Raw genomic sequence first — 24,584 nt, 5'->3', positions numbered from 1 at the left:
TCCTCATCTCGTCTGGTGCTGAGGTGCCAGAGGGGCGGGGCAGTCGGTCGCGCGTCAGTCGTGGTGGGACTGATGGGTCAGCAGGAGCACCGGAGGGATCTCGCGGGGCACCCAGAAGCGCACGGTCGTGCCCGGCTCTGCCTGCTCGAGCCGGCACCAACCCCCCACGAGCTCGGCGCGGTCCCGCATCGTGGAGACGCCCCGGTGACCGGGTGCCGACGCGGCCGGCGCGGGCCCGACGCCCACACCGTCGTCGGTGAGGACCACCTCGATGCCGTCGCCGACCTCCCGCACGATGACCTCGACGATGGAGGCCCCCGCGTGCTTGCGCACGTTGATGAGGGCTTCCTTGGCGATGCGCAGCGCCTGGACCTGCACGCTTTCGGACAACTGCAGGGATGGCTCGTCACCAGGTCCTCGGTGCTCGACGGTGACCGACCACCGCACCTTGCTGTGCTCGAACAGGTTTCCCGCGGCCTCGCGCAGGGCCTCGTCGAGGCTGGACTGCGTGTCCGGGGCCTCGAGATCGAACAGCAGGTGACGCAGACCGGTGGTGACCGAGGTGACGGTCTCCTGGAGCTGGGCGACCGACGGGGCCAGCTCGGGGGCGACCTCCTGGACGCGGCGCGCCAGCAGCCCGAGGCGTAGGTCGACCGCGGCGAGGGCTTGGACCGACTCGTCGTGCACGTCGGCGGCGATGCGGGCCCGCTCGTCCTCCTGCGCCGCCACGACCCGGCGCAGGAGGTCACTGCGCTGCTGGGCCAGTCGGTTGAGCCGGGCGGAGGCGACGAACCCGTCCAGCGCGAAGGAGACGTTGCGGGCCAGGCCGGTCAGCTGGCTGCGCAGTCGCTCGTCGAACTGGCGCGGCTCGGCCGACCAGAGGCTGAGCGCGGCGACTGACCGGCCGCCGACCGCGAGCGGGAGGGTCGCCGAGGAGCGGATGCCGAAGCTCTCCGCGAGCGCGTGCCACGGCAGGGTGATGGTGTCGGAGGCGAAGTCGGAGCTGTAGACGGCCTGGCCGGTGCGCAGGGCGGTCGCGGTCGGGCCGTTGCCGCGCCGGCTGCGGGGGTCGAGGCTGATGTCGAGGTGTGCGATGTAGTCGTCGAGGACGCCGGCTGTCGCCAGCGTCTCGACCCCCTGGTCGAGCGTCCGTCGCACCGCCCAGGCGCCGAGGTATCCACCCTCCTCGATGGCGATCCGGCAGGTCTCGGCGTAGAGCTGCGGGGGGTCCTGGGCCAGGACGATCGCCTCGTTGAGGGCCGCCATCGTCCGGTAGTCGCGGTTGACCCGCGCGAGCCGGTCCTCCGTCGCCCGGCGGTCGGTGACATCGGCGATCGAGCACAGGATCCACGACCCACGGTCGGTGACGACCGGGGTCAGGCTGACCTCCGCCGGCAGCGTGCTGCCGTCACGTCGCCGGCCCAGGACCTCGAGCCCGATGCCCATCGGACGGGCGACCGGGTGGGCCGCGAAGTTGGCGCGGTGGTGCCGGTGCCGGTCGTCGAGGTCCTCCGGGAGCAGGACCTCGACGGGCAGGCCCACGAGCTCGGCCTCGCCGTAGCCGAAGGTGCGCAGGGCCCGCGCGTTGACGAACGCGATCGCACCGTCGGCGTCGACCGCGATGACGTTGTGGGGCGAGGCTTCGATGATGTCCCCGACGACGCCCCGGTCACCGAACCACGCTGGCCGCGCGCTCATGTCTCTCCCACCTCCGACGGTCCGGTCAGCGTACGTCCGCTGGACCCCCGGCGGGTGGGTCTTGGCGGAGCTGACGCATCGCGTCGGCGGCGCCGGACGCGTCCAGGACCACGTGGCCGCCGGCGCAGCGAGCCACCAGGTCGGGCAGGCCCGCCAGCCGGCCCTTGGTGAGGTAGCCGACCACACCCGCGCGCACCATCGCGGCGACCGAGGAGGCGCCGGTGTGTGCGGAGACAGCCACCACGGCCGGGGTGGGAGGAGGCCCGGCCAGCAGCCGGCGGGCACCGTCGGGCCCGCCGCCGGGCATGCGAACGTCGAGCAGCACCAGGTCGGGGGTGGACGCCAGGGTCACGGCGACGGCGATCACGACACGGATGCTGCTCATCCGATCTCCCCCTCCGCGTCAGTCGGGGTCCATACTCCTCGGACCCGACTTCGTCGGACAGCCACTCGCAGCGCTACTCCTCTAGTACGTTTGGCGCTATCACCTCGAGAGGGTGTGACGCAGCCAGTCCGGGAGGGACCGTGGAGGACACCCCGATGACCGCCGAGACGGTCGCGGAGGTGACCCGCGTGCTCGTCGTCGACGACCACGAGGTCCTCGCCACCAGCCTCGCGCACGTCCTCGACGCTGAGCCCGACCTGATCAGCGTGGGCGTGGCTGGCTCCCTCGAGCGGGCCCGCTCGCTCATCCTCACCACGGCTCCCGACGTCATCCTGCTCGACCACCGACTCCCCGACGGCGACGGGGCCGACGCCATCGGCGAGCTCCTCGCGCTGCGTCCCACGGCCCAGATCGTCATGCTCACGGCCAGCGCCGCCGACCACGTCCTGGTCAAGGCCCTGGAGAAGGGTGCCTCGGGCTTCGTCTCGAAGACCCGCAGCCTGGCCGAGCTGACCTCGGCAGTGCGGGCCGCGGCGGCGGGTGAGGCGGTCATCTCGCCCGAGCTCCTCGCCCGTCTGCTGCCCCGCCTGCACCGCAGCGGCAGGCCACGGGCGACCGACCTCACCGAGCGCGAGCGCGAAGTCCTCGGGCTGCTGTCCGGCGGATTGTCCAACGCCGCGATCGCCGCCGAGCTCACCGTCAGCGTGCACACCGTGCGCAACCACATCGCCAACCTGTCGGCCAAGCTGGGCGCCCACTCCAAGCTCGAGGCCCTCTCGATCGCCGTCCGCGACGGGTTGCTCCCCGACATCTGACCCTGCTGCTCGCGCCGCGGAACCTGGTCTGGACGCCCGCCGTCCCACGACCGCGCCGCGCGCTAGGTTGCGGCGGGGGCGCTCCCCACGAGCAGAGGAGCACGGGATGCAGGCACTGATGCGCACGGTCGCGGGCACGACGGCGGGCGCGATCGCGGGGGTTGCGATGGTGCTGAGCCTGCTGGAGGTGCCCGGCAGCCCGGCTGGCGCGACCGGGACGGAGGCGGCCGATCAGGTCGCCACATCGACCCGGGGCGACTGGCAGGTGCGCACCACCGCACCGGGCCGCCACCTCGTCTCCTGGACCTCGCCGCGGCGCCTGCCGCTCACCTCCGACCGGCCGCGGGTCGTGCCGGCGCCGGGCATGGGCGCCGACGCCGCCGTGATCGGCGTACCGACGTTGTCCGCCGACGGTCGCACGCTCACCAGCGTCGTGTCCTCACCCAGCGCGCCCGACCCGGCCGACCTCGACGTCGTGCTCTCCGGCCGTGTCCTCGACGAGCCCCGGGTCGCCGTCGCACGCCGCGGAGGTGGCCGAGCAGCCGCGACCGTGCCGGTGAAGCAGACCCTGGCGGCCGACCCCGGGGTCGCCGGCCCCCATGCGGTCGTGACCAGCGACTACACCCTCGACCCCGTCAAGCTGCCCGGCATGCCCGAGCCGATCGAGATGCTGGGGCACGTCGTTGAGCCCGACCCCGCAGCCGCCACCGGACCACGGCCGCTGGTGCTGTTCCTGCACGGCCGGCACGAGGTGTGCTATCTGCCGCCCGGCACCGAGGGTGATCTGGGTGCGTGGCCCTGCGCGGCCCCGGCCCTCGAGATCCCCAGCCACCTCGGCTACGACTACATGCAGCGCCTGCTGGCGACCCAGGGCTATGCCTCGGTCTCGATCCGGGTCAACGGCATCAACGCGCAGGACTTCCGGCTGCCCGACGGCGGTGCCGGCGTGCGCGCCGACATCGTGCGCGAGCACCTCGACCACTGGGTCGGCATCGCCGCAGCGCACCAGGTCGACCTCGACCGCGTCGTCCTAGTCGGTCACAGCCGCGGTGGCGAGGGAGTCGACCGCGCCTCGATCAGGATCCCGCTGGACGCGCCCTACCGCGTCGTCGGGCAGGTGCTCCTCGCGCCGACCGACTTCGGTGTCCAGAGCGCGCCCTACGTCCCCACCGTCACCGTCCTGCCCTACTGCGACGGCGACGTCAGCGACCTCCAGGGTCAGAAGTTCACCGACCTCGCTCGCGACCTGACGACCGACGACACCTCCCTCAAGAGCTCGGTCATGGTCATGGGCGCCAACCACAACTTCTTCAACACCGAGTGGACCCCGGCGACCGCCGTCGCGCCGGCCGTGGACGACTGGTCCGGGGCCGACACCGAGGGGTGTGGCCGGAAGTCGCCCGACCGGCTCAGCCCGGCCGGGCAGCACCGCGCCGGGCGGACCGTCGTCGCGGGCGCCGTGCGACTCTTCGCGGGCGAGCAGCAGTTCCTCCCGCTCTACGACGGCTCGACCGTCACGGTCGACTCCCTCGACGGAGCCGACCTGCGCAGCCACGCCGTCGGGGGCGGCCGCGACGTCCGTCGGCCGGCCGCGGGGACCAGCCCGACCCTGCCGGTGGGCGCCACCTCGCAGTTCTGCGTGGGCGTCGCCGGCTTCGAGAACCGTTTCGGTCGGTGCGGCCGCTCCCTCACCGACACCGTGACGCCGCACTGGGAGGCCGACGGCGCCCGCGTGCCGACGAGGCGCTTCTTCGAGATGGCCTGGACGGCGGTCGGTCAGCGCGCCGGCCTCGGCCTGGACCGCCCGCTCGACCTGTCGACCGGACGGCTCGAGCTGCGCACCATCGTCGACGACGCAGGCGGTGACGCGACCTTCGGGGTGCGCCTGACCGACGCCGACGGTGCCCGCGCCGAGGTGACCCCTGAGGGTGGCGGTCTGGTCCCGGCCCTCCCGAGCGTGCCGTTCGGCACCAAGCTGTGGGCGCAGACCCTGGTCGTGGACCCCACGGTCGCGGCCGGGATCGACCTGACCCGCGTCACCGCCGTGGAGCTGGTGGCAGGCACCCCGCGCGGTCGCGTGTGGGTCGCCGACCTGGCCAGCGCTCCCGTGACGTTGGCTGCCGTGCCGGAGCGGCGGCTGCCGACGCTCTCGCTCGCGGGGCTGCGGCTCGTCGAGGGGGACGCGTCCGGCACCCGGGAGGCGCGGATGCCCTTCCGCGTGACGGGTGAGGTCTCGCGACCGATGAAGGTGGAGGTCGTGACCGTCGGGCAGGCGAGGGGAGCGGTCCAGTCCTTCACGATCGACCTCGCACCGGGGCAGACGTCCGGCAGCGTGCCGGTGTCCTACGACGTGGACCGTCGCGACGACCTGTCGCCCTCGGTGACGACGGCGTCGATCTGGGCCACCCGCAACGTCATGACCGATGCCTACGTGGCAGACGTCCGCATCGAGGACGACGACCCCGCTCCGCCGGTGACGGTGAGCCCCGTGTCCCGGACGGTGCGCGAGGGGGAGCGGGTCGAGGTCGTGGTGCGACTGGGCGGCACGATCGACTACGACCTGTTCGTGCAGGCACGCGTGCTCCGCTCGCCCGCTGGGCTGCGGGTCGCCGACGTGCCCGCCGCCTGGTTCGAGCGCTACGGCTACAGCGAGGATCCCGCGGCGACGCTCGCCTCCACCCGGCTCTCGCTCTACGAGCAGGTGCGCGCTGGGCAGCGTCGCGTCGTGGTCAGCGTGCCGATCGCCCGCGACGGCGTGGCCGAGCCGAGGGAGTCGATCACGCTGCGGCTCGTGGTCGGGCGGCAACGCTTCACGCGGACGATCTACGTCGCCCGCAGTGCTGGTGGCTCAGCGGCGGGCTGAGGTCTTGGCGCGGGGCATGACCAGGGTGCCGAGCGACTTGTCCTGGTTGAGCTGGATGCTCAGGCCCTCGCGGGAGATCCGGTCGTAGTTGGCGTCGAAGGAGTTGAAGGCGACCAGGGTCATGCCCGACTGGGTGCGCAGCCTGCCGCCGACGAGGAAGTAGCCGGTGCTGGAGGTCGTCGTCTCGGAGACCGTCGCGCCCGAAGAGTCGAACAGGCGAACCGTGGCTCCGCCCATGGGCATGCCGCCGTCCTCACGGACGATCTTGCCGGTGAACGCACCGCCCCTCTGGGTCAGCCTGAAGCTGCCGAACGCCGTCCGTCCGGGGCGGACGACGCCGTTCTTCACGCTGCCGGTGCGACCGAACCAGCGACCCACGTCCGGCACCACGATCCGATAGCGGCCGGGGAACAGGCCCTGGAAGCTGACGCTGCCCTGGCGGACCTTGGAGGTCCAGAACTGTCCGGTCCGCCGACTGATCGCCGTGGCGAAGGTGGTCCCCTGGAGGGGCTTTCCGCCGGCGTAGAGGTCGACGAGCAGACCGCCGGCCCTCTTCGGCAGCGCGATGCGCAGGTTGGCGAACTTGCCGGCGCCCAGGTTGCGGATGTAGCTGCTCTTGCCGACGAACTGCTTGCGGTGGTCATAGGTGAAGACCGAGTAGCTGCCGGCGGGGAGACCACCGATGGCGAACTGGCCCTTGTCGTTGGCGAGGGTCTCGAAGGACTGCTCGTTCGGGTTGGCCGCGACGACGCGGGCCTTGGCTCCCGGTTTGCCGCCGGCGAGGACGGTGCCAGTGATCGCGGCTCCCTTGCGCATGCGGACGTCCTTGGCGACGGTCGCTCCGGATCGGACCTTGACGAACACGTCGGTGGGGGCGAACTTGCGGACGTCGTAGGTGGGCCGCTTGTCGACGAACTGCAGGTGGTAGTTGCCGGCCGGCAGCGCGATCGAGTAGGCACTCCCGAAGACGTTGCGGGCGCTGAGGTAGGTCCAGTCGCCCTTGAAGATGAGCATCTTGAGCTTCAGCGGGGTGCCGCCGGTCGTGCCGAAGATGTTGCCCCGCACCCTGCCGGTCGGATCCGCCGCAGGAGCGCCGGGCGTCGGGACGAGCAGCAGCAGCCCGGCCAGGAGCGCTCCGAGGAGGGCGATGACGAGGCCGCGGCGGCGGACCAGGGGGAGGGACGACATGAGTGCTCCGGTTTCATGACCTGGGCGCCCGAGTGGCCGCTGGTCGATCTGTCTCCATGGTAGGTCGGGCCGCGCGGTCCCGTGCCCGAATCGAGGTGGCGTGCCTCATGCGACCCGGGCAGGCGACGTTTGCGCCGCGGGGAGCGGGGGAGGTAGGAGCCATGACCCAGGCCCCGCAGTCCCCGCAGACTCAGCCGCCCTCCGGCCAGCCCGCCGGCTGGATCCAGCTCACGCTCCAGGGCAGCATGGTGACGAGCAGCGCCGTCCCGCCGAAGGTGCGGCTCAACGGCTACCCCGTCGCCACGGCGTACGGCGTCAACGCGCTGCCGGTGCCCGCCGGTCGCTGGCGCGGCGAGGTGCACTGCCAGTGGTTGCGTCAGTTCGGCCAGGCAGCGCTCGACGTCGACGTGGCGCCCGGACAGCAGGTGCCGGTCTTCTACGCCGCGCCCCTCCACCAGTTCACGACCGGCAACATCGGCTTCGAGCGGCAGAAGCGCAAGGGTGTGGCCTTCTTCACCGGGCTGATGGTCTTCCTGGCCCTGATGGTCGCGGTGCTGATCGCCGTCAACGTGGCCTGACGCCCCTCAGCCCGGCAGGTCCTCGGGCTTGCCGGTGAGGTCTTCGGCGTCGATGATCCGGTAGGCGTAGCCCTGCTCGGCCAGGAAGCGCTGTCGGTTCTGGGCGAAGTCGGCATCGACGGTGTCGCGGCTGACGATCGTGTAGAAGTGCGCCGACTTGCCCTCGGACTTGGGCCGCAGCAGCCGGCCGAGACGCTGGGCCTCCTCCTGGCGTGACCCGAAGGACCCCGACACCTGGATCGCGACCTCGGCGGAGGGCAGGTCGATGGAGAAGTTGGCGACCTTGCTGACGACCAGCAGCCCGACCTCGCCGGTGCGGAAGGCCTCGAAGAGCCGCTGGCGCTCCTTGACCGGCGTCTCGCCCTTGATCACGGGCGCGTCGAGGGCGGCGGAGAGCTCGTCGAGCTGGTCGATGTACTGGCCGATGACCAGTGTCGGCTGGCCGGGGTGCTGGGCGACGAGGTCGCGCACGACCTGGACCTTGTGGTGCGTGCAGGAGGCGAGTCGGTAGCGCTCCTCGGGCTCGGCGGTCGCGTAGACGATGCGTTCGTTGGTCGGCAGCGTGACGCGGACCTCGACGCAGTCGGCCGGCGCGATGTAGCCCTGGGCCTCGATGTCCTTCCAGGGCGCGTCGTAGCGCTTGGGCCCGATCAGGGAGAAGACGTCGCCCTCGCGGCCGTCCTCGCGCACGAGGGTCGCGGTGAGGCCGATCCGACGCCGTGCCTGGAGGTTGGCCGTCATCCGGAAGATCGGCGCCGGCAGCAGGTGGACCTCGTCGTAGACGACCAGGCCCCAGTCGCGGGCGTCGAGCAGCTCGAGGTGGGTGTAGACACCCTTCCGACGCGTGGTGAGGACCTGGTAGGTCGCGATGGTGACCGGACGGATCTCCTTGACGGCACCGGAGTACTCGCCGATCTCGTCCTCCGTCAGGCTCGTACGACGGATGAGCTCGTCCTTCCACTGGCGCGCGCTCACGGTGTTGGTGACCAGGATCAGCGTGGTCGCCTTGGCGTGGGCCATCGCGGCCGCACCGACCAGCGTCTTGCCGGCGCCACAGGGCAGCACGACCACGCCGGAGCCGCCGTGCCAGAAGGAGTCGGCCGCGTCGCGCTGGTAGTCGCGCAGGTGCCACTCGGACTCGTCGAGGAAGATCGGGTGGGCCTCGCCGTCGACGTAGCCGGCGAAGTCCTCTGCCGGCCAGCCCAGCTTGAGCAGGGCCTGCTTGAGGTTGCCGCGCTCGGAGGCGTGGACGGCCACGGTGTCGGCGTCGAGCCGCTCCCCGATCATCCCCGCGACCTTCTTGGCGCGCAGCACCTCCTCGAGCACGGGACGGTCGTTGCTGGCCAGGACGAGCCCGTGGACCGGGTGCTTCTCCAGGCGCAGTCGGCCGTAGCGGGCCATGGTCTCGGCGATGTCGACCAGCAGGGCGTGAGGCACGGCATAGCGGCTGAAGGCCAACAGGGTGTCGATCACCTGCTCGGCGTCGTGGCCCGCCGCCCGGGCGTTCCAGAGCCCCAGCGGCGTCAGCCGGTAGGTGTGGATGTGCTCGGGGGACCGCTCCAGCTCCGCGAACGGTGCGATCGCCCGACGGCACGCCTGCGCCTGCTCGTGGTCGATCTCGAGCAGGAGGGTCTTGTCCGACTGGACGATGAGGGGGCCGTCGTTCACCTGGCGAGTCTACGGACCCGGTGCCCGGGCGCGCGGGCGGCCGCGATCACACGCTGGCGGACTCGGCCTTCTGCCGTGCGCGGTAGGCAGCGACGTTCGCCCGCGAGGAGCAGCGGTCCGAGCAGTAGCGCCGCGACTGGTTGGGCGAGGTGTCCACGAAGACGTGGGTGCAGGGCGCCGACGAGCAGACACCGAGCCGCGTCGGACCGAGGTCGCAGACCAGCGTGGCCAGTCCGAGCAGCGCCTCGCCGACGAGCAGGTCGGCGACCGACGCGGTCTTGGTCGCGACGTGCAGGTGCAGGTCGCCGGGGGCGTGATCGGAGATCCGTGGCGTGATCGGGTGGCGCACCATCAGCGCGTTGAGGCCCTCGATGACCCCGTGGTGGTCGTCGGCCGCGGAGGCCTCGAAGACCGGGCGCAGCTCGCGCTGGAAGCGCCGCAGCGTCACCAGGTCGCGCCCGGTGCACTGCTCGTGGAGCCAGTCGCGCCCCTCGAGGTGGCCCACCAACGCCTCGACGTCGGCCAGCTCGGTGTTGAGGAGACCGGCCGACCGTTCGGCGTACCTGACGAAGTCCACGGGCCTGAGTCTACGAAGCCGGGTCCAGCGGCCTGACGGCAGTGATGCGGTGGACGGCGAAGGTGCGCACGTCGTCGGAGCGGTGGTCGCGCGCGGTGAGCTGTCCGCCCTCGACGGAGAGGGGGTCGATGATGCGGTCGGAGGCGCTGCCGTGGTTGTCGACATAGCTGATCAGGACGGCGCCGCCGAGCTCGATCGCCTCCCGCAGCGCGGTCAGGGACCCGCTGGGCGACAGGGCAGCGCCCGACGCCGGCCGTGACGAGGCAGCGCGGTCACCGGAGCGGATCGCGGTGATGACCGCCGCGGCCCGGGCGGTCTCGCGCACCTGCGCTGCCGCCGTACGGCGCTCCCGTGGCGGGCGGGCCCGCAGCTGGTCCGGGCGGGTCACCCGCACGGTGCCGTCGGCCGCCTCCACCACGGGCGCGGCGCCGAGGTCGCGCAGCCGGGGGAGCAGCACCTCGATCGGGGTGTCGCTGATCAGCACGGTCGGGGCCAGCCGCCGCAGCCCGAGCGGGCCGGCCTTGGGGTGGTGCAGCAGCTCGGTCAGCGCGGCCTCGTCGTCGGCGCGCAGGAAGGACTCCGCATGCCCGACGCGGACCACGCCGAAGGTGCGCACGGTGTCGTCGACCAGGTAGGTCAGGGGCTGCGGGACCGGGGTGCGCGAGACCGTGCCGAGGAACTCGTGGACCTCGGCGGCGGTCCAGCCGACGTCGAGCGCGCGCCGCACGGACCCGGGGGTGAAGCGGTAGACCGTCGCGCCGCCGCGCGACTCCACGTCGGCCACCAGCTGGAGGCGCCGGGCGAGCGCCGACTCCAGCGGACCGGGGGCGACCGCGGTCAGGTCGGCCTGGATGAGCACGTGGTCGACCGGCTCGGGCAGCAGCGGGGCGATGACGTCGGCAGGGTCCTGGCCCTCGAGCAGCAGCCGGGTGTAGGTGGCGACGCCGCCGAGTCCGGTGAGCCCCAGGACCGCGGCCTCCTCGACGGTCCAGGCGACCTGCTCGGCGCGCGAGCGCGGCCGGCGGGGACGAAGCCAACCGAGCCGGGCGACCAGCGACGGCAGCCCCGTGCCGGTGGCGAGCACCGCTCCGGGGGGCAGCTCGGCCAGCACCCGCAGCGACATCTGGCGGGTCTCGGGCATGCTGCGCGTCGCCAGCTCGGCGGTGAGGGCGTTCCACGGCTTGCCCGCAGCGTCGCGGGTGCCGACCAGCCCCGGCGTCCGCGTGCTCTCGAGCCACGACCGCGCCGCGAGCGCCCAGCGCTGCGGCACGTCCTTGGCCGACCAGTTGTCGAAGACGTCGGTCGGCACCCACACCGGGTTGCCGTCGGCGTCGGCGCGCGACGCCAGCAGGCCCGCGGTCGACGCGGTCTCGATGATCAGCGCCGCGGTCGGCTCGTCGACGTGCAGGAACAGCGCCGCCGCCTTGAGCTCTCGTACGCCGAGCCCGCCGCTGCGCAGTGCGGCCGGCGGGTGGGAGCCCCAGTGGTCGAGCAGCAGCTCGAGGCGTCGTACGAGCTCGAAGGCGGCGCCGGCCGCCACCCGGTCGACGAGGCGCTGCTCGCGGGCGCTGGTGGCCATCGGCGGGATCTCATCGACGGGCTCGGCGGTGGTGTGGCCACCGCGCAGCTCGATGCCGACCTCACCGGGCAGCACGACGGTCCCGCCGCCGCGAGGGACGAGCAGGCGGCGCGAGAGCAGCTCCTCGGCGGGGGTGGCCGCGTCGGCGGGGGAGATCGTGTGCCGGGCGGCGGCGGTGGTCGCCTGGCCGCCCTCGGACAGGACGTGGTCGAGCAGGGCGCGGGCAGCCGGGGACAGCTCGGCCAGACGCCGCGTCACCTCGGCGCGCGTGAGCGGGTCGCCGCTGCGGGGCTGGAGGCCGCTGACGCCGGCCGCTGTGCTTCCGCTCAGCGCCTCGCCGACCCCGCTCAGCGGGCGCAGGCCCGACGTCGACTCCCACACCAGCGCGGTGTCGAGGAGGCGCTCCAGGGCGGCCTCGACCCCTGCCTGGTCGGCGTGGACGGACCGGCAGAGTTCGGACGGTGTGGTTTGACCGCTGACGACCAGGGCATCTAGGACAGAGAGCTCGAGGCGGGTGAGACCGTCGAGCGCACGGACGACCGACGTACGGACTGCTGCTCGCGAGGCGAGCTGGCCGAAATCATGAGGGGCGGGAGTGGCGAGATCGAGACGCTCGGCGAGCAGACGGGACAGCCGTTCGTCCGACCAGCTGCGCAGCTGGTCGGCGAGGGACCGGAACCCAACCGTCGCTGCCATCCTTCCTACGCTATCGGCCCCCTCCACGCCGCGGGTCCCCGCGTGACAGGGGTGGAGCTGCACCACGGCGCCGCGACCGACGTCGGGCTGGTCCGTGAGGTCAACGAGGATGCCTTCCTGGTCGCTCCTCCGGTCTTCGTCGTCGCCGACGGCATGGGCGGTCACGACCGCGGTGACATCGCCTCGGCGATCGTCGTCGAGGAGTTCCGCCGCCTGGCCGACGCGGGCTACGACCCGGCCCGCGGCCCGGCCGTCGTCGCCGCCACCCTCCTGGGCGCCCAGGCCCGGATCGCTGCCTACGACGCCGCTCAGCGCGCCCAGGGAGCCCGCGACTTCCACGCCGGCACGACCGCCGTCGTGGCACTCCTGATCGAGCAGTCCGGCGAGCCCAAGTGGCTGCTGGCCAACCTCGGCGACTCCCGCGTCTACAAGTACAACCACGGCCGGCTCGAGCAGGTCAGCGTCGACCACAGCCTCGTGCAGGATCTGGTCGACGCCGGCACCATCATCGCCTCCGACGCCCTGGTCCACCCCGAGCGCCACGTCATCACCCGGGCGCTCGGTGGCTCGGGCAGCACCGACGCCGACTATTTCGTGCTGCCGCTGTCGGCCGCCGAGCGGTTGGTGCTGTGCTCCGACGGGGTCAGCGGGATGATCGACGACCAGCACATCGAGGGCATCCTGGCCGCCGCGGAGGACCCACGCGACGCGGCCGACCAGATGGTCGCGGCCGCGGTGGCGGCCGGCGGGAAGGACAACGCGACCGCGGTGGTCGTGGATGTGGTGGGATTGGCCGCGGAGACGCCGTACGACTCCGAGCGCCAGCGGGTAAGTCTCGAAGAGAAGCTAGGAGCCCTGCCATGAGCCGGTCCGTCAGCACGTGGTCCTACCGGCCGGGTGAGTGGGTCGCGATCTTCGGAGCCGCGACGACCCTGCTTCTCCCGGACAGCGAGAAGCAGCGGGCCGCCCAGCTCTGGGAGCTCGTCGATGGCGGGGCCGGCTTCGACGCCACCCTCGACCAGGTCCTCGCGCCCGGCCTCAGCGTCCTGCCCGCCTTCGTCCTGATCGGCACCGGCGAGGGCCCGACCAAGGTGATCGTGCGTGGCGCCGGCGTCCGGGCGACCCTCACCACCAACGACGAGAGCGTGGAGCTCGACGGGTCGACGGTCACCACCTGGGTCGAGCGCACCCTCGAGGGCGTCACCGCGCTCACGGTCTCGGTCGGCGGCGCCGGTGCCGACGGCCCCGACTACCTCATCGACGGCGGCCTGGTGCGCGTCGCCCGCATCGACCTCCCGCCCCACGCCGCTCCCGGCGCGGCCGAGGCCGCTCCCGGCGCGGCCGAGGCCGCTCCTGTGGTTGCCGTGGTCGAAGCGGTGCCCGAAGCGGTGCCCGAAGCGGTGCCCGAAGCGGTGACCGGCGCTGACGCCGAGGGGCCGGCCACCGAGGTCTTCTCGATCGACGAGCCCTCGCCGTTGGACGACGAGGCCGACACCAGCAGCGTCTCCCCCCCGGGCTTCGACCCGATGCCGGAGGACGGGCCGGCCCAGGACGCCTCCGGCATGGTCTGGGCGTCCGACGCCCCGCCCGCGCCGCCGATGGCGCCCCCGCTCGCGCCACCATTCCCGGGCGCCGTCGCGGTTCCCGACGACCACGACGGCATGACGCGGGCCGGCGCAGCGGGCGACGACGTCGGGCCGACGCCGCCCGGCATCCCCGGCCAGCCGCCGGCGCCCAGCGTGACCCGACCGGTGGCGACGCTGGTGATCTCCAACGGCGAGAGCGTCGAGGTCGACCGGGTCGTGCTGATCGGTCGCGCCCCCGAGGCCCGCCGCTTCACCGCCACCGAGCAGCCCCGGCTGGTCACAGTGCCCAGCGCGCTGCACGAGATCTCCTCGACCCACATCGAGGTGCGCCCGGGCTCCGGCGCCGACCACGGCAGCGCCGTGGTCACCGACATGGGCTCCACCAACGGCACCGTGCTGGTGCAGCCGGGCCTCGAGCCCGAGGAGCTCCAGCCCGGGATCGCGGTCCAGCTGATCCCGGGGGCGATCATCAACCTCGGTGACGGCGTGACCATCCAGGTCATGAACCCCTGATCCGGAAGACCGCACACCGATGACCCAGCTCGCGACATCCGAGGCGACGACGTATCCACCCGCGGAGCTCGACCGACGCTTCTATGCCTTCGTCGTCGACCGGTTGGTCGCCTGGGGCCTCTACGCCGCAGCGGTCTACGCCGCCTACCGCTACCTGATCGAGCCCGGCAACCTCGGCGGCGGCATCGGGCTGGTCGTGGGATCGGTGCTCGTGGTCGGCCTCGGGTTCTCGTTGCTGCTGGGCCTGGCCGGTGCGTCGCCCGGCAAGGCGCTGCTCGGCCTGCGGGTCGTCGCCGTCGAGACCGGGGCGCCGATCGGGGTCGGTCGTGCGGTGCTGCGCTCGCTCATCCTCGGGGTGGCTGCCCTGCCGACGTTCGGCATCGGGGTCGCCTCCCTGGCCTGGACGGCCGTGATGGACCGTGGTGAGCAGCGACGTGGCTGGCACGACCTGGTCACGCATGCCGTCGTGGTCGACGTCCGGCCAGCGCCCGAGGTCGACGATGTCGTCGAGGACCGGCCCCGACAGGTCGTCAACCTCACCGCCATGCGGCTCGTGCCCGCGGCGGCGGCACCGGCGCCGGCGGCACCGGTGCCGGCGGCACCGACCCCGCGTCGTGCCGCGCCCGTCGACGCGCCCCGCCCGACCGCACCCCCGACCGCCCCGTACGCACAGCTCGGCCCGCCGCTGGTCGCCGCACCCCGCCGCTCCGCCCCACCGACGTCCCCACCGACAGCGCCGCCGACAGCGCCGCCCGCGGAGAGCGCGGTGCCCAGCTGGCGCGTCGCGTTCGACACCGGGGAGGAGTTCGTCGTGGCGGGGCTGGCCCTCGTCGGACGGCGCCCCGAGGCGCGGTCGGGGGAGAGCGTGAGCCACCTGGTGCCGCTGCGCTCGAGCGACATGTCGCTGTCCAAGACACACGCCCAGTTCCAGGTCACGCCGGCCGGCGCGCTGGTGGTCATGGACCGGGGATCCACCAACGGCTCGGTCGTCATCCGGCAGGGTGTCTCCAAGGCACTCACGGCCGGGCGTCCCACGACGCTGCTCGCGGGCGACTCGGTGTGCTTCGGTGATCGACGGATGACGGTGGAGCGCGCATGACCTTCAGCTACGAACGCACGGTGAGCACCACGGCCGCCCCGGCCGCGATCTGGGAGCTGTGGAGCGACCCGGCCACGTGGCCGGTCTGGGACCCCGCGGTGCAGGACGTCCGGCTCGACGGGCCCTTCGAGCAGGGCACGACCGGCACGATGACCCTGACCGGTCCGATCGAGGTGCCGGTCAGCCTGGAGGTCGTCGTCCCCGGCAGCCGCTACCTCGACCAGCTGACGATGGGGGAGCTGGTGATCCGCATCGACCACGTCGTGCGACCGGTCGACGGGGGTGGCTCCGAGGTCACGGTCAGCACCACGATCGAGGGGCCAGGCGCCGACGCCATCGGGCCGATGGTCACCGCCGACGCGCCGGTCGCGCTAGAGGCCCTCGTCACCGCGGCCGAGAAGGCCTGACGCCCGGCGGACCCGGCTCCCCTCGGTGCGGCGTCGGGAGCGGGGACGCCACTGGACCGCTACCGACGCGCCACTCAGGGCGCGTCGTCGACCTGGGCGAAGACGTCGGGGCGGCCGATGAAAGTGGCCCGACCCAGCGGCCACACGAGCGCGAACACCTTGCCCACGACGAGGTCGACAGGCACGAACGCGTCGGCCGGGTCGCAGGCGGGTCCGGCGTCGATGCACAGGCGGGCCGAGGAGTCGGCCGACTGGTTGCGGTTGTCGCCCATGACGAAGAGCTCGCCGTCGGGCACCGGGCCGGCGGTCCAGTCGCAGGCAGGTCCGGGCATCGGCCCGTCGCAGCGCGGCTGGGGCTTGATGAAGTCGTCCTCGTCCAGCGCGACGCCGTTGACCTCGAGCCGTCCCTGTTCGTCGCAGCAGACGATGGTGTCGCCCTCGACGCCGATCACCCGCTTCACCAGGTGGCCGCCGCTGGGGTAGAGGCCGATCTTGCCCAGCCCCTTCACCAGCGGGCTGGTCGGCTCGGGCTGGATCCCGGTCAGCCAGTCGCCCGGGTCCTCGAAGACGACGACGTCGCCGCGCTCGGGGCCACCGCCGAACCAGTAGGAGACCTTCTGCACCAGGATCCGGTCGTTCTCGATCAGCCCGGGCTTCATCGAGGCCGACGGGATGTAGAACGCCTGCACGAACAGCGTCTTGATGAGCAGGGCGAGCGCGACGGCGACGGTGAGCAGCACGATCGTCTCGAGCCACAGCGGCATCTTGCGCGACTTCTTCTCCGTGACGGAGGAGTCGGCGGAGGCATCGGCGTCGGACACGTGTGGACCCTACGTCAGCGGCCCACAGCGACGTGGCCCGACGTGGCCCGGCGTGGCCCGGCGTGGTTCGGCGTAGGTTCGTCGCCATGGAGTCCTACGCCAGAGGAGAGCTCGGGCCGGCGTTGCTCGAGGAGACCATCGGAGCCAACCTGGAGCGAACGGTGCGCGAGCACCCCGACGGCGAGGCGCTCGTGGAGATGGCCAGCGGTCGTCGGTGGAGTTGGGCCGAGCTCGACCGCGACGTCGGTGCCGTCGCCCGCGGGCTGATCGCCGCGGGCCTGCAGCAGGGCGACCGGGTCGGGATCTGGGCGCCCAACTGCGCCGAGTGGACCCTGGTCCAGTTCGGTGCGGCCAAGGCCGGTGTGATCCTGGTCAACCTCAATCCGAGCTACCGCACCCACGAGCTCGGCTACGCGCTCAACCAGTCGGGGCTGCGCCTGCTCTTCGCCGCGACATCGTTCAAGACCAGCGACTACCGCTCGATGGTCGAGGAGGTCCGTCCGCAGTGCCCGGACCTGGAGCGCGTGGTCTTCGTCGACAGCGAGGACTGGACGGTGTTCGTGGACGGCGGGGCCGACCTGCCCGACGATGCACTGGCGGAGCGCTCCGCGGCCCTGCGCCCCGAGGACCCGATCAACATCCAGTACACCTCCGGCACCACCGGCTTCCCCAAGGGCGCCACCCTGAGCCACCGCAACATCCTCAACAACGGCTACCTCACGACCGAGCTGATCAACCTCACCGCGCAGGACCGGCTCTGCATCCCGGTGCCCTTCTACCACTGCTTCGGCATGGTCATGGCCAACCTCGGCTGCACCAGCCACGGCACGACGATGGTGATCCCGGGCCCCGGCTTCGACCCCGAGATCACCCTGCGCACGATCGCCGAGGAGCGCTGCACCGGCGTCTACGGCGTCCCCACGATGTTCATCGCGATGCAGCACCACCCGACCTTCGGCGACCACGACCTCTCGAGCCTGCGCACGGGCATCATGGCCGGCTCCATCTGCCCGGTCGAGGTCATGAAGCGCTGTGTCAACGACATGCACATGGCCGAGGTCTCTATCGCCTACGGCATGACCGAGACCTCGCCGGTGTCCTGCCAGACGCGCGCCGACGACGACCTCGAGCGTCGTACGGCGACGATCGGGCGGGTGCACCCGCACGTCGAGATCAAGGTTGTCGACCCGGTCACGGGCGCGACCGTGGAGCGCGGTGAGACCGGCGAGCTCTGCACCCGCGGCTACTCGGTGATGGTCGGCTACTGGGACGACCCGGACAAGACCGCCGAGGCGATCGACGCCGACGGCTGGATGCACACCGGCGACCTCGCGGTGATGCGCGAGGACGGCTACTGCACGATCGTCGGCCGGATCAAGGACATGGTGATCCGCGGCGGGGAGAACATCTATCCTCGCGAGATCGAGGAGTTCCTCTACGCCCACCCCGACATCGAGGACGTGCAGGTGGTCGGCGTCCCCGACGAGCGCTACGGAGAGGAGCTGTGCGCGTGGGTCCGGCTGCGGCCGGGCGCAGACCAGCTGGACGCAGACGGGGTGCGGGCCTTCGCGGCGGGCAGGCTGTCGCACTACAAGATCCCGCGCTACGTGATGGTGGTCGAGGAGTTCCCGATGACCGTCACGGGCAAGATCCGCAAGGTCGAGATGCGCGAGGAATCGGCGCGAGCCCTGGGCCTCAGCGGCTGATCACGGCTGTCACCCGGGTGACGGTGCCGGTGGCGCCGCGCCAGACGACCCAGCCGTCGTCGAGGCGGGGACCGCGTCCGGTGACCGTCATCGTCCAGGTCGCGCTCTCGCCGGGGCCAAGACGCAGGGCCTCGGGCATCACGCGCACGCGATGCTCGAAGCCCCGGGCCTGCGAGGAGAAGTAGAGCCGGCGTCCGGTGGTGTTGGTGAGTGTCCGCGTCGCGACCGCGGCTCCCGCGCCGAGGGTCACCGACGGGGTGTTGAGGGAGCGCTGGTCGCCCTCCCACCAGGCGCGGTAGGCGCCCGGGTCGAGCAGGTAGGCCAGCCCGGGGCGGGTGGCGCCCCGCGGGCGCAGCAGCCCCGAGCCGACGCGGTTCGCGGGGGCGCGACGCAGCCGGTCGGTCGACGTAACGAGGGCCGAGCGGGTCTCGACCGCGGACCAGTCGTGCCGGGAGAGCAGGACCGCTGCGGCGCCGCTCGTGGTCGCGGCGGCCGCCGAGGTGCCGGTCACGAAGTCCCAGCGCACCCCGCTGGGACGGGGCGGGACCGCCCCCAGCACCCCGACGGCCGGGGCGACGAGGTCGGGCTTCAGCACACCGGAGGCGGTGTCGCCGGAGCCGGAGAAGCCGGTGACAGCCCGGGACACGCGGTCGGAGGCGGCCGGTCGCAGCGTCACCCTGGCCCCGGGACGGGTCGCGAGCCAGCGCTTGACCGCGCGACCTGATGTGCGGTCGAGGTGGACGGTCGGCACCCGGTGGAAGTCGGCGTCGACGGAGCCGGGCCGCGTGTTGGTGAGGATCATGCCGACCCCGTCGGCCAGGGCCACGGCCTCGGACTTGTCGACCCGGCCGACCCCACCGCGGTCGCACACGACGATCCGGCCGTCGACGGTCGCGGCGTCCAGGCTGCCGGGCGTGCACACGCGGGCTGCCCCGACGCTCGCCCCCGGGGCCTTGGCGCGGGCGGCCAGCACCAGACGAGCCGGCCCCACCCGACGCGAGGCGACCATGGCGCCCTGCACGTCCGGCGCACCGGGCAGGACCACCTCGCCGCGACGCTGGGAGCCGACGGTGCCGCCCACGGTCGTGACCCAGGGGGCCGGGTGGGCTGCTCCACCGCCGTCGTTGCCCGCGGCGGCCACCACGACGACGTCGGCCTCTGCGGCGCCCAGCAGCGCAAGGTCGACGGTGTCGATGCGGGCGGGACCACCGACCGAGAGGTTGAGGACGTCGACCCCGTCGCGGGTGGCGTCGTCGACGGCCGTGACCAGGTCGGCCGTGGCGCAACCGTCGTCGCCCGGCTCGGGTGCGCTCCAGCAGGCCTTGTAGACCGCCAGCCTCGCCCGGGGCGCCACGCCGGAGAACCCACCGAGGTGCTGGTCGTGGACGCGCACGTCGACCCCGGCGTTGCCGGCCGCGATCGAGGCCATCTGGGTGCCGTGGCCGTCATCGTCGTGGGCCGAGAGTCGCGTGGTCACGCGCAGGTCGTCGGCGCCGAACCCCTCGACGTACCAGCGGGCGCCCAAGACCTTGCCGTTGCAGACCGGGGGGCCCTCGCCGTCCTCGCAGACACCCGTGAAGTCGCGCGGTCGTTGGCCGAGCCGGGGGGAGTGGGCGAAGAGCGGGCCCTCGGGGTCGAGGCCGGAGTCGACGACGCCGATCACCACGCCGACGCCTCCGCGAGCGGTGCCGGCGCCGCGGACCCGTGCGGCCGCGCCGGTGGCCGCACCCGCCGGGAGGGAGGCGAGCGGGCGCACGCTGTTGCGCTCGACCAGTGCCACCGTGGGGTCCTCGGCGAGGGTCGCGGCCTGCGCCGAGGTGAGACGTACGGCGAACCCGTTGAGCGCGGTCGTCCAGCGGTAGACAGGGGCGGGGTCGCCCACGGCGGCGAGCGCACGCCCCTGCTGCGCGAGGAGCCGCACGCTGCCCTGGACGCCCGTGGTGCCACCGACCAGCGCAGCCCCGGACAGCCCCGGCCCGCGGAGCGTGACCAGGTAGAGCGAGGTGTCCTCGGCGGTCTCCCCGGCCGTCACCGCCTGGGTCGCCGGCGCGGCGACGAGGCCAAGGGCTGCGCCCGCGAGCGCGACCAGGGCGACCACGGCGCGCGAGGCGCTGCGGCCGAGTGGTCGTCCTGCTGGTCGTCCTGCTGGGGTCACGATGTCCTCGACGTGGATGGAAGTCGTCCATTCTCTCTCACCGACCCCAATGGTGACCGGCGAACCTGGACTCGGCGGCCCCCGCCTACCCTGGCGTGGTGCCTGCCAGCCCCCTCGTCGTCGGCTTCGACCTCGACATGACGCTCATCGACACCGTCCCCGGATTCGCTGCGGTCCTCGCCGCGCTGGGTGGGGAGCTGGGCGTCGACTTCCCGATCGCGGAGATGACCGCGCGGCTGGGTCCGCCCCTCGAGAGCCTGCTGGCCGGCCACCTCGACGAGGACGCGATCGGCCCGGCCGGCGACCGGTTCCGCGAGCTCTACCCGACCCACGCCATCGACTCCGTGCCCACCTTGCCGGGCGCGCACGCCGCCCTCGCCGCCGTACGACGCCACGGTGGGCGGGTCATCGTGGTGACGGGCAAGTTCCCCCGCAACGCCGAGCTGCACGTGACCCACCTCGGGCTCGACGTCGACGTCCTCGAGGGCTGGGTGTGGGGGCTCGGCAAGGCAGACGCGCTGGTGCGCGAGGGCGCGGGCGTCTACGTCGGCGATCATGTCCACGACGTCGAGGGTGCGCTCGCGGCGGGGGTGCTGAGCGTCTCGGTGCTCACCGGTGGGTGCACCCGCGAGGAGCTCTTCAACGCCGGGACCCACGTCGTCCTCGACGACCTGCGCGCCTTCCCCGCGTGGCTCGACGACCACGTGGCGTCGCTCGGCTGACCAAGGGCCCGGTGACCGGCGGACAAACCGGTCGGAACGCCCGGGTCCGATGGCCTAGTCTGTGCCGTCGCGCTCGGATCGGCCGGGCGGTGGTGGAGAGGTCTGACCGTGCCCAGTGGCAAGGTGAAGTGGTTCGACGCGGACAAGGGGTTCGGGTTCTTGTCCCAGGAGGACGGACCCGACGTCTATGTGCACACGGACGCGCTGCCCGAGGGCATGACCGCCCTCAAGCCCGGCGCGCGCGTGGAGTTCGGCATCGCCCAGGGCCGGCGCGGTGACCAGGCGCTGCAGGTGCGCGTGCTGGACGCGCAGGCCTCCGTCGCGCGCAACCAGAAGCAGGCCAAGCGTCGCGCACCCGAGGAGATGACGCCGATCGTGGAGGACCTGATCCGGCTACTCGACGACGTCGGTGAGACCTACCGCCACGGCCGCCATCCCGACACCCGCACCGCCCAGCCGGCCGCCAAGCTGCTCCGCGCGCTGGCCGACGAGCTCGAGCTCTGAGGCTGCCCTGAGGGCTGCGCGGGTGGCTGGCAGCGGCCCCCGTCGCGTCAGGCGGTCGCGACGCTCCCCGTCGTACGACGACGCGGACGGCTGGCGAGAACGGACACGGTCCACGCGGCCAGCACGACGGCCGCGACCCCGAGGCCCAACCGGGGGTAGAGCGGCAGCGCGATGCCGACGAAGCCGCCGATGACCCACGCCAGCTGCAGGGTCGTGTCGCTGCGGGCGAACGCGCTGGCCTGCACCTGGGGGCGCACGCCGGACTGGATGGTCGCGTCCAGCGAGACCTTGGCCAGGGACTGGGCGAGCCCTGCCGTGAGACCGATCAGGGCCAGCATCAGGATCCCGTAGAAGAGGCCGGCGACCGCGATGACCGCCGCGTCGGCGACCAGCGCGAGCACCACCATCACCGCGGGGTTGATCTTCTTCAACAGCGAGGCCAGCAAGATGCCGAGGGTGTTGCCGAGGCCGGCGCCGCCGATCACGATCCCGAGCGTGATCTCGGGGGCGTAGTCGCCGATCGGGTTGTCGCGGAAGAGGAACGCCATGAACATCGTGAGGAACCCCGACAGCCAACGCGGTCCGCAGTTGGCCCGCAGCGCGAAGGCCACCTCCGGGGGGATGCGCGTGCCGCGCCGTCCCTCGGAGTTCGTAGGGCGCAAGGTCATGGCTTGCTCGCCGGCGCTCGCGTCGACCTTGTCGGGCAGCCGGATCGCGGCGATCGTGCCGAGCACGAAGACCAGGAACGCGAAGCGCAGCGACCACTCCGCACCGACGGTCGCGGCCAGCCCGGCGATCGGGGCGGCGATGGCGGCGCCGACGATGCCGGCCAGGGAGACCCGCCCGTTGGCCTTGACCAGGGTCAGGTCGTCGGGGAGCAGGCGGGGGACCGCGGCGGCCCGCGTGACGCCGTAGGCCTTGGAGGAGACGAGCACGCCCAGGGTCGCGGGGAAGAGCCACGCCGAGTCGTTGGCGACCGCGTCGGCCAGGACCCAGCACAAGAAGGCGCGCAGCGCGAAGGTGCCGCCCATCGCCCAGCGCCGACCGTGGCTGAACTTGTCGAGGAACGGGCCGATCAGGGGCGCCACGATGGCGAACGGCAGCATCGTGAGCGCCAGGAACAGGGCGACCTGGCTGCGCGCCTCGCTGGTCGCGCCGGCGAAGAAGAGGGTGCCGGCCAGCGAGATGACCACCGCAGCGTCGGCGGCGGCGTTGCACGCGTGCAGCTGGATGAGCCGGGCCAGCCCGGACTGGTCGGCGCCCTGGGCGTTGGCCGCCCTTCGCGCCTGCCGCACGGTGTAGGACCCTGCGGCGCCCGCACCCCGCGCGGCGCCCCGCACGCCCTTGGCCGTGACCTTCGCGCCGGTGCCCAGACCGTGGCCCAGACCGTGGCCGAGCCCCTTGCCGAGTCCCCTACCCACGCCTCTCGCCCGATCACCCGAGGGGGGCGTCGGCGGCGGTTCGTGGGACGACGACGTCATGGCCCCATCCTGCCCCGTGCGCCCCCGGGACCCACCCGACACCCCGCCCGACCTGACAGCGGCACCACGCATGAGTCATGCTTTCCTCCGTGGCGATCATCGTGCGCACCAAATCCGACTCCGTGGCAGCGTCCGCGGTAGACGAGGCGCGCTCCGCGCTGCTCCTCGACGTGGACCCCGTCGACGTGGGCGAGCACCTCGGCTCGCAGACCGAGGGCGAGCGGGTCGTGACCCACCTCTTCGCCTGCGAGCGCAAGGGTTATGTGGGGTGGCGCTGGTCCGTGACCGTCGCGCGCGCCTCGCGCCAGAAGCAGGTCACCGTCGACGAGGTCGTCCTGATCCCCGGCGACGAGGCGATCATCGCGCCCGAGTGGGTGCCCTACCGCGAGCGCCTCCAGCCCGGCGACATGTCCCCGGGTGACCTGCTGCCCGTCGACGACGACGACGCACGCCTCGTCCCGACCTACTCCTTCGGCGACGACCCGCTCGACGCCGACGAGTTGGCGCAGGTCCGCGAGGTCGCCAAGGACCTCGGTCTCGGGCGTGTGCGCACCCTCTCGCCCGAGGGTCGCGAGATGGCCGCCCAGCGCTGGTACGACGGCGACGGCGGCCCCGAGTCGGCCCTCGCACAGGCGGCTCCCGACACCTGCCACGGCTGTGGCTTCCTGGTCCGCCTCGCCGGTCCGCTCTCTGAGATGTTCGGCGTCTGCGCCAACGGTGATGCCAACGACGACGGCCGGGTCGTGGCGCTCGCGCACGGCTGCGGCGCCCACTCCGAGGTCCGGCTGGCCAAGAAGCACGAGCCCCAGCCGATGCCGGAGCACGTCTTCGACACGCTGTCCTCCGACGGCTACGACATCGTCTGAGCCGCACCTGACCACCCGGACATGACGAAGGGGCCCGACCAGCAGTGCCGGTCGGGCCCCTTCGTCGTGCTCGAGGTGCCGGGGGTGGGCTCAGCCCTGCCCGGCGGCCGCAGCGGCGGCCTGCTCCGAGCCGGCGCCCTCGGTGGAGAGGCGGCCGCCCTTGTCCTCGAGGTGCGCGCGGATGAACCAGTGGAACAGCTCGAGCTGCTCTGTCTGGCCGATGAACATGTCCTCGGTGACCGGGTCGAGCTCGCCGAGCACCTTGATGCCGTCGCGGTAGCTGGTGATGACACCCTGGTAGACGAGGTCCAGGGCGCCGAGGTGCTCCTGGGTGGTCGCCCGACCGATGCTGTACTCGTCCCACGTGCGGGCGGCGACGATCGAGCCGGGGGTGCCCTGGGGCGAGCCGCCCAACGTGGCCATCCGCTCGGCCAGGTCGTCGGCGAAGCCGCGCACGGCGTCGACCTGGGGGTCGATCATCTCGTGGACGGAGATGAAGTGCGGGCCGACGACGTTCCAGTGGACGTGCTTGAGGGTCAGGTGAAGGTCGTTGGCGGCGTGCAGGCGCTCCTGCAGCAGCTCGACGACGCGCTCGGCGTCAGCGTCGGACATGCCGGGGACCGTGTAGTGCAGCTTGGGAGTCATGACAGGTGTGTACCCGTCGGCCACACCACCGA

21 protein-coding genes are annotated in these 24,584 nt (G+C 72.7%); 11 read left to right on the top strand and 10 right to left on the bottom strand.

The features are described 5' to 3' along the window. Positions 1 to 54: 54 nt before the first annotated feature. Positions 55 to 1,698, bottom strand: coding sequence for a sensor histidine kinase (locus BM204_RS01390; protein WP_091109789.1), 1,644 nt, complete (start codon positions 1,696 to 1,698; stop codon positions 55 to 57). 25 nt (positions 1,699 to 1,723) lie between these two features. Next, entirely contained in the window at positions 1,724 to 2,083 is a 360-nt protein-coding gene (locus tag BM204_RS01385; RefSeq protein WP_091109788.1) for a response regulator, read from the bottom strand. A 155-nt stretch (positions 2,084 to 2,238) separates the two neighbouring features. Here BM204_RS01385 and BM204_RS01380 point away from each other — a divergent pair, with 155 nt between their 5' ends. Together BM204_RS01380 and BM204_RS01375 are read left to right on the top strand one after the other, a co-directional pair. Beyond that, positions 2,239 to 2,898: a response regulator gene (locus tag BM204_RS01380; RefSeq protein ID WP_143099616.1), complete on the top strand. Its 660-nt coding sequence runs from the start codon at positions 2,239 to 2,241 to the stop codon at positions 2,896 to 2,898. A gap of 106 nt (positions 2,899 to 3,004) precedes the next feature. Then, positions 3,005 to 5,761 (top strand): alpha/beta hydrolase, encoded by a 2,757-nt coding sequence (locus tag BM204_RS01375; RefSeq protein ID WP_091109785.1) that lies wholly within the window; start codon positions 3,005 to 3,007, stop codon positions 5,759 to 5,761. Here the strand turns inward: BM204_RS01375 and BM204_RS01370 are convergent. Further along, positions 5,747 to 6,949, bottom strand: a complete 1,203-nt coding sequence (locus BM204_RS01370; protein WP_091109783.1) for an MSCRAMM family protein — start codon at positions 6,947 to 6,949, stop codon at positions 5,747 to 5,749. The two genes, BM204_RS01375 and BM204_RS01370, sit on opposite strands and share 15 nt — an antisense overlap. 161 nt (positions 6,950 to 7,110) lie before the next feature. On the opposite strand from BM204_RS01370, the gene BM204_RS01365 reads away from it, so the two are divergent. Beyond that, the gene (locus tag BM204_RS01365; RefSeq protein WP_091109781.1) at positions 7,111 to 7,527 is read left to right on the top strand and encodes a hypothetical protein; all 417 of its coding nucleotides are present in this window, start codon (positions 7,111 to 7,113) and stop codon (positions 7,525 to 7,527) included. Between the two features lie 6 nt (positions 7,528 to 7,533). Here the strand turns inward: BM204_RS01365 and BM204_RS01360 are convergent, their stop codons facing one another. From BM204_RS01360 to BM204_RS01350, 3 genes are read right to left on the bottom strand one after another with little or no spacing between them, the layout of a single operon-like run. After that, on the bottom strand, positions 7,534 to 9,195 hold the full coding sequence (locus tag BM204_RS01360) for a DNA repair helicase XPB (protein WP_091109779.1): 1,662 nt from the start codon (positions 9,193 to 9,195) through the stop codon (positions 7,534 to 7,536). Between the two features lie 46 nt (positions 9,196 to 9,241). After that, positions 9,242 to 9,772 carry a CGNR zinc finger domain-containing protein gene (locus BM204_RS23100; RefSeq protein ID WP_091109777.1) on the bottom strand — a complete coding sequence of 177 codons (531 nt, stop codon included), beginning with the start codon at positions 9,770 to 9,772 and terminating at the stop codon, positions 9,242 to 9,244. Between the two features lie 10 nt (positions 9,773 to 9,782). After that, positions 9,783 to 12,047, bottom strand: a complete 2,265-nt coding sequence (locus BM204_RS01350; protein ID WP_091110039.1) for a helicase-associated domain-containing protein — start codon at positions 12,045 to 12,047, stop codon at positions 9,783 to 9,785. 42 nt (positions 12,048 to 12,089) lie between these two features. On the opposite strand from BM204_RS01350, the gene BM204_RS01345 reads away from it, so the two are divergent. From BM204_RS01345 to BM204_RS01330, 4 genes are read left to right on the top strand one after another with little or no spacing between them, the layout of a single operon-like run. Continuing rightward, on the top strand, positions 12,090 to 12,911 hold the full coding sequence (locus BM204_RS01345) for a PP2C family protein-serine/threonine phosphatase (protein ID WP_246165762.1): 822 nt from the start codon (positions 12,090 to 12,092) through the stop codon (positions 12,909 to 12,911). After that, entirely contained in the window at positions 12,908 to 14,146 is a 1,239-nt protein-coding gene (locus tag BM204_RS01340; RefSeq protein ID WP_091109775.1) for an FHA domain-containing protein, read from the top strand. Before BM204_RS01345 ends, BM204_RS01340 begins: the two co-directional genes overlap by 4 nt. A 19-nt stretch (positions 14,147 to 14,165) precedes the next feature. Beyond that, complete coding sequence (locus BM204_RS01335) at positions 14,166 to 15,245, top strand: RDD family protein (RefSeq protein WP_091109773.1); 1,080 nt, start codon at positions 14,166 to 14,168, stop codon at positions 15,243 to 15,245. Beyond that, positions 15,242 to 15,652, top strand: coding sequence for an SRPBCC family protein (locus BM204_RS01330; protein WP_091109771.1), 411 nt, complete (start codon positions 15,242 to 15,244; stop codon positions 15,650 to 15,652). The genes BM204_RS01335 and BM204_RS01330 overlap by 4 nt, the downstream gene beginning before the upstream one ends. Positions 15,653 to 15,726: 74 nt before the next feature. On the opposite strand, the gene lepB is transcribed toward BM204_RS01330, so the two are convergent. After that, positions 15,727 to 16,473, bottom strand: coding sequence for a signal peptidase I (lepB, locus tag BM204_RS01325; protein WP_246165764.1), 747 nt, complete (start codon positions 16,471 to 16,473; stop codon positions 15,727 to 15,729). Positions 16,474 to 16,559: 86 nt separating this feature from the next. On the opposite strand from lepB, the gene BM204_RS01320 reads away from it, so the two are divergent. Then, positions 16,560 to 18,179 carry an AMP-binding protein gene (locus BM204_RS01320; RefSeq protein ID WP_091109769.1) on the top strand — a complete coding sequence of 540 codons (1,620 nt, stop codon included), beginning with the start codon at positions 16,560 to 16,562 and terminating at the stop codon, positions 18,177 to 18,179. Here BM204_RS01320 and BM204_RS01315 read toward each other — a convergent pair. After that, positions 18,169 to 20,334, bottom strand: coding sequence for a S8 family serine peptidase (locus BM204_RS01315; protein ID WP_143099615.1), 2,166 nt, complete (start codon positions 20,332 to 20,334; stop codon positions 18,169 to 18,171). The genes BM204_RS01320 and BM204_RS01315 overlap by 11 nt on opposite strands. A gap of 98 nt (positions 20,335 to 20,432) precedes the next feature. Between BM204_RS01315 and BM204_RS01310 the strand changes: the two genes are divergently transcribed. Then, complete coding sequence (locus tag BM204_RS01310; RefSeq protein WP_218031109.1) at positions 20,433 to 21,056, top strand: HAD family hydrolase; 624 nt, start codon at positions 20,433 to 20,435, stop codon at positions 21,054 to 21,056. A 108-nt stretch (positions 21,057 to 21,164) separates the two neighbouring features. Beyond that, a complete protein-coding gene (locus BM204_RS23400) occupies positions 21,165 to 21,560 on the top strand; it encodes a cold-shock protein (RefSeq protein ID WP_091109766.1) in 396 nt (131 codons plus the stop codon). Positions 21,561 to 21,607: 47 nt separating this feature from the next. Here BM204_RS23400 and BM204_RS01300 read toward each other — a convergent pair whose 3' ends face one another. Further along, positions 21,608 to 22,981 (bottom strand): MFS transporter, encoded by a 1,374-nt coding sequence (locus BM204_RS01300; RefSeq protein WP_246165766.1) that lies wholly within the window; start codon positions 22,979 to 22,981, stop codon positions 21,608 to 21,610. A gap of 137 nt (positions 22,982 to 23,118) precedes the next feature. Here BM204_RS01300 and BM204_RS01295 point away from each other — a divergent pair, with 137 nt between their 5' ends. Then, positions 23,119 to 23,907, top strand: coding sequence for a DUF3027 domain-containing protein (locus BM204_RS01295; RefSeq protein WP_091109760.1), 789 nt, complete (start codon positions 23,119 to 23,121; stop codon positions 23,905 to 23,907). Positions 23,908 to 23,997: 90 nt separating this feature from the next. Here BM204_RS01295 and BM204_RS01290 read toward each other — a convergent pair whose 3' ends face one another. Further along, positions 23,998 to 24,552: a Dps family protein gene (locus BM204_RS01290; RefSeq protein WP_091109759.1), complete on the bottom strand. Its 555-nt coding sequence runs from the start codon at positions 24,550 to 24,552 to the stop codon at positions 23,998 to 24,000. Positions 24,553 to 24,584: the final 32 nt, after the last annotated feature.

Origin of the sequence: Nocardioides psychrotolerans, from assembly GCF_900113685.1 — a bacterium.
GTDB classification, from domain to species: Bacteria; Actinomycetota; Actinomycetes; order Propionibacteriales; family Nocardioidaceae; genus Nocardioides; species Nocardioides psychrotolerans.
Note: the sequence above shows the minus strand (reverse complement) of the source record. Positions and strands in the feature narration are given on the sequence as shown.